This is a genomic window from Cylindrospermum sp. FACHB-282 (assembly GCF_014697195.1).
Taxonomy (GTDB): Bacteria; Cyanobacteriota; Cyanobacteriia; order Cyanobacteriales; family Nostocaceae; genus Cylindrospermum.
Window position 1 is genome coordinate 1 of sequence record NZ_JACJRJ010000099.1, and the last position, 3,850, is coordinate 3,850.

At 43.7% G+C, this 3,850-nt stretch carries 8 protein-coding genes and 1 other RNA gene; 7 read left to right on the forward strand and 2 right to left on the reverse strand.

The features are described 5' to 3' along the window. Window positions 1–134: 134 nt before the first annotated feature. Window positions 135–674, reverse strand: coding sequence for a 2'-5' RNA ligase family protein (locus H6G32_RS26210; protein ID WP_190463670.1), 540 nt, complete (start codon window positions 672–674; stop codon window positions 135–137). A 124-nt stretch (window positions 675–798) separates the two neighbouring features. On the opposite strand from H6G32_RS26210, the gene H6G32_RS26215 reads away from it, so the two are divergent. The 7 genes from H6G32_RS26215 to H6G32_RS26245 all read left to right on the forward strand — a co-directional run bounded on the left by H6G32_RS26215 (window position 799) and on the right by H6G32_RS26245 (window position 3,680). After that, on the forward strand, window positions 799–1,065 hold the full coding sequence (locus tag H6G32_RS26215; protein WP_190463672.1) for a YciI family protein: 267 nt from the start codon (window positions 799–801) through the stop codon (window positions 1,063–1,065). Between the two features lie 27 nt (window positions 1,066–1,092). After that, an RNA gene (ffs, locus tag H6G32_RS26220) (signal recognition particle sRNA small type) lies at window positions 1,093–1,189 on the forward strand. A gap of 25 nt (window positions 1,190–1,214) precedes the next feature. After that, window positions 1,215–1,595, forward strand: coding sequence for a phasin family protein (locus H6G32_RS26225; RefSeq protein WP_190463674.1), 381 nt, complete (start codon window positions 1,215–1,217; stop codon window positions 1,593–1,595). A 159-nt stretch (window positions 1,596–1,754) separates the two neighbouring features. Beyond that, window positions 1,755–2,150, forward strand: a complete 396-nt coding sequence (locus H6G32_RS26230) for a hypothetical protein (protein ID WP_190463676.1) — start codon at window positions 1,755–1,757, stop codon at window positions 2,148–2,150. 50 nt (window positions 2,151–2,200) lie between these two features. Beyond that, window positions 2,201–2,611, forward strand: coding sequence for a preQ(1) synthase (queF, locus tag H6G32_RS26235; RefSeq protein WP_190463678.1), 411 nt, complete (start codon window positions 2,201–2,203; stop codon window positions 2,609–2,611). A 230-nt stretch (window positions 2,612–2,841) separates the two neighbouring features. Further along, window positions 2,842–3,228 carry a hypothetical protein gene (locus H6G32_RS26240; RefSeq protein ID WP_015207532.1) on the forward strand — a complete coding sequence of 129 codons (387 nt, stop codon included), beginning with the start codon at window positions 2,842–2,844 and terminating at the stop codon, window positions 3,226–3,228. 5 nt (window positions 3,229–3,233) lie between these two features. Beyond that, window positions 3,234–3,680, forward strand: coding sequence for a caspase family protein (locus tag H6G32_RS26245; RefSeq protein WP_190463680.1), 447 nt, complete (start codon window positions 3,234–3,236; stop codon window positions 3,678–3,680). 23 nt (window positions 3,681–3,703) lie between these two features. Here the strand turns inward: H6G32_RS26245 and H6G32_RS27525 are convergent, their stop codons facing one another. Continuing rightward, window positions 3,704–3,814 (reverse strand): hypothetical protein, encoded by a 111-nt coding sequence (locus tag H6G32_RS27525; RefSeq protein WP_242046538.1) that lies wholly within the window; start codon window positions 3,812–3,814, stop codon window positions 3,704–3,706. Window positions 3,815–3,850: the final 36 nt, after the last annotated feature.

Consider the following 3,850-nt stretch of genomic DNA (forward strand, 5'->3'; position numbering starts at 1 on the left):
TAAAAGCTAATAGTAATTTAATCAAAGGCAAGGGAAAAGAAAATAAGAGGTAGTCAAAGTTTTTCTATATATGTCTAGCTTTGTCTAGTTTATTGGTTACTAGTAAATAGCTCTATAAAACCTCCTAACCGTCCTTAATCAAAAGCAAACTCCGATTTGATATTCCAGCGCTTACCGTCGTGAAGCAGTAGCGTTAAGTTATCAGCAGTAAATTCAAAATGTAACTGACGCTGCTGAAATTCTGGCCAAGCAGCGCGAAAATTTTGCCGCGTTAAGTCCCGAAACGCCACCGTTAGATGGGGTGCAAAGGGACGACTTTGAGAAACTTGATCAACAATTCCCAGACTGCTTGCCAAATATGCCATTAAATTGGCTTGCAAAGTCAGAAGCGGTTGACTTATAACCACATTTATGTATATAACACGAGGGGGGAAGGCATCAAACCCGCTGAGGGTCATGGGGACTGACTTTTGCCCCCTAGCAAACTCTTTGAGGGATGCTTCTAGTACTGACAGGTTAGTATCTGCCCACTCAAAGGGCGGTTGCAGGGTAATATGGGGCGGAGATTTTTGTGCGCCGCAACTGGCATACTGATCAGCAAAATATTGCTTAATTTCGTTGGTGTAGTCTTGAATATGTGGCGGTGGTATGAGGGCGATAAAAAAGCGGCTCATTCAATTTTGGTTTTGGGTTAAATGAGAGCGGCTATGACTCAAAAAATTATCAAGATATATAACAAAATGCCAAGATAATAATCAATAATTATATTTCATTCCCCATCTAAAATCTAAAATCGATATGCCTTGGTTTGTAAAGATTGAAGAAGGCAAAGTTGATAAACCGACCTTTGACCAATATGTCCCCGCCCATAAAGCTTACGTTCAAGAGTTGATTGCTAAAGGACACAAAGCACGCTCAGGCTATTGGGCGCAGCACCGAGGTGGGATGCTACTGTTTGAGGCGGCATCAATGGATGAGGCGGAAGCTATTGTGGCTCGTGATCCATTGGTGCAAAACGGTTGCGTCGATTATCAGCTGAAGGAATGGCGGATTGTTGTTGAATAACTGAATTTTGATGTTATACTGTTAGCAGACCTGGATCTATGCGATCTCAACGCCCAAACTTTGTCAGGACCGGAAGGTAGCAGCAATACGGGATGCTTGTGGTAGGCGTAGTCTCCGGGTCGCCCTATTTTTCGGAGCACTCAGCAGCAATGCCTGGTTTTGGAGATATTGTTCAAAAAGCTTTTTACCTCGGTGTCGGGTTAGCTTCTTACGCGGGTGAGAAAGCAGGGGGAAAATTAGCCGAAGTGCGATCGCAAGCCCAAAAACTGGCGGATGAAATGGTGGCAAAGGGCGAAATGACCACAGATGAAGCCCGCCGCTTCGTCGAAGACATGATGAAGCAAGTCCAACACCCCCAAGCATCTGTTGAAACGCCAGAAAAAACAGCCCCTTCTGAACCTCGCCGCATCGAAATCTTGGAGGAAGATGAAGAACCAACTGCAAAAAATACCCCACCTGAGAATGTTGATAAACTACGCCAACAAGTGCTAGAACTGCAAGAAGAGTTAAAACGACTGCAACGGGATTAGTCAGAAGCAATTTTTTTCCCTGAGCATTAGTCATGGTCGGCACTTTCTCAATGGCGCTAGCACAAAAGCTGGTTTAATATACATTGCTACTGTGTAGTCTTTTGCTTCAAGTCAAGTAGCACTGAGCGCCCTGTTTCTAGCCAGTAAGGCGTCAAATTTATGGAAAAGTGGCAAAAAGATTTAGTTGAGATCATCGAAATAGTGGCTGATGAGGTAGAGTGCTTCTTCCTAGAAATAGGTGATGCAGTAGATGCCTTTTTTGAGCTAACGGAAGAAATTACCGAGCAGTTACAAAATACTATTGTCACCGACGTTGACCAGTATTTACAGGAATTGGCTGAACCAATTTTGGAAGTTTACTGGGAAATGGAAGAAGCGATGACAGATGTAGATTCGGGTTTTCCTTATGAAGTGGAAGCTACACTAGAAAAAAATCCTGCTTGCATCGGTTGCAGTAACTACCATGGTCAAGTTTATGGTGGTAACTTGTTAGTTTGTGGTATGCATCCCCACGGCTGGGATGATCAGAGTTGTCCAGACTGGGAGAAGGAGTGAGGAGTGTTAAGTTATTAGTGGTGAATATCTGTATTTTCCTTGAATAACTTATGAGTAACTCCTCACCAGAAACCTTACCCCAGCCTAGCCAAGAAATGAAGTATGGCGAACGGGAGATTGCAGCAGGACAACTAATTACATTTCCGAATCCGCGTGTGGGTAGGCGATATGATGTTAATATTACCTTGCCGGAATTTACTTGTAAATGTCCGTTTTCCGGTTATCCCGATTTTGCGACGATTCACATTAGCTATGTGCCTGATGAGCGGGTGGTGGAATTAAAGGCGCTGAAGCTTTATATTAATAGTTATCGCGATCGCTATATTTCTCACGAAGAATCCGCTAATCAAATTTTAGATGATTTTGTCGCTGCTTGTAACCCTTTAGATGTGACGGTGAAAGCAGATTTTACTCCCCGTGGGAATGTGCATACTGTGGTTGAGGTAAAGCATCAGAAGTAGGGGAAGTTTTAAACGCAAATCCTCTTCCCTGCAAGGCCACGGTGTACACACAAGTTATCCGATTATCCAAAAGCCTTGAAAAACCTCAAAGAGTCCTAACGGACATCCCTCTCCTTCGCAAGGAGAGGGACAGGTTGTGCGTAGCAGAACCAGGGTGAGGTTTTGTTTGCACTGTTCGATTACGTATATAATCTTCTATAGAAACTATTAATACTGCTTGGACGCTCCAGATGGCAACTACTTCTAATGTACAGGTGACGATTTCTCTGGCTGCGTTGAGTTCAGATAATGATGAATTGCAAACAGCAGCGGAGAATTTACGCCCGCAGCTAGAAGAGGTAGATGGAGTAGAAAACGTAGAGTTGGTAAAAGTTGCACAAACCCCAGAAAATGCAAAGGCTTTAGGTGGCTTTTTGTGGGGGTTGTTGAGTGCAGAGGTTAACCCAGCGAATATCAAAACTTTGTTTGGGTTTTTAGGCGATCGCTTTAGCAACAAACCAATTAAACTGGTATTGAAAGCCCCTGATGGTAGAGAACTCAACCTCGAAGCCAGTAGTCGAGTGGAGTTTGAATTTGCGATGCAGCAAGCCCAAGATTTTCTGAAAAATACTAAATAATCTAGATGGCAAAGATAGCATTGCTGATAGGGGTGAGCGAGTATGAACCGGAATTTCCACCACTACCAAACGCTGTTAATGATGTCGAAGCAATGCAGCGAGTATTATTAAACCCAGAAATGGGAGCCTTTGACAACGCTGAGGTGTTGAAAAATCCCCAACGCCAGATAATGGAAGATGCTATTTATAACTTATATGCCAATCGCCAAAAAGATGATTTGCTGCTTTTGTATTTCTCTGGACATGGTGTAACTGAGGACACTGGCGATTTTTACTTCTCCACTCGCATCACCCGGAAAGATGGGGGAAAACTAATGCCAACTACAGCCGTAGCAGCGAGAGATGTACATCTTCGGATGAACCAAAGTAGGTCAAGGCGAATGGTGGTAATTTTAGATTGCTGCTTTAGTGGTGCTTTTGGTGACATACTCCACACACTCCCTTCCAGGTGAGTGTGGGCTTCTCAACGACTCCTCTATGAGGACATTAATTGAGCTTTAAGACCGTGTGTCCCACGGTTCTTGATATTTATAGCCGCGTTCAAATCCCTGCACAAACTCGCATGACATACAGGGCAGTTGTGCATTCTTTGAGATAGCGGCTTTTTAACTTTGTGACCACC

Coding starts and splice junctions, on each gene's coding strand:
- H6G32_RS26225 (WP_190463674.1), top strand. CDS start 1,215: ATGCCTGGTTTTGGAGATATTGTTCAAAAAGCTTTTTACCTCGGTGTC.
- H6G32_RS26210 (WP_190463670.1), bottom strand. CDS start 674: ATGAGCCGCTTTTTTATCGCCCTCATACCACCGCCACATATTCAAGAC.
- H6G32_RS27525 (WP_242046538.1), bottom strand. CDS start 3,814: ATGCACAACTGCCCTGTATGTCATGCGAGTTTGTGCAGGGATTTGAAC.
- H6G32_RS26240 (WP_015207532.1), top strand. CDS start 2,842: ATGGCAACTACTTCTAATGTACAGGTGACGATTTCTCTGGCTGCGTTG.
- H6G32_RS26215 (WP_190463672.1), top strand. CDS start 799: ATGCCTTGGTTTGTAAAGATTGAAGAAGGCAAAGTTGATAAACCGACC.
- H6G32_RS26230 (WP_190463676.1), top strand. CDS start 1,755: ATGGAAAAGTGGCAAAAAGATTTAGTTGAGATCATCGAAATAGTGGCT.
- H6G32_RS26245 (WP_190463680.1), top strand. CDS start 3,234: ATGGCAAAGATAGCATTGCTGATAGGGGTGAGCGAGTATGAACCGGAA.
- queF (WP_190463678.1), top strand. CDS start 2,201: ATGAGTAACTCCTCACCAGAAACCTTACCCCAGCCTAGCCAAGAAATG.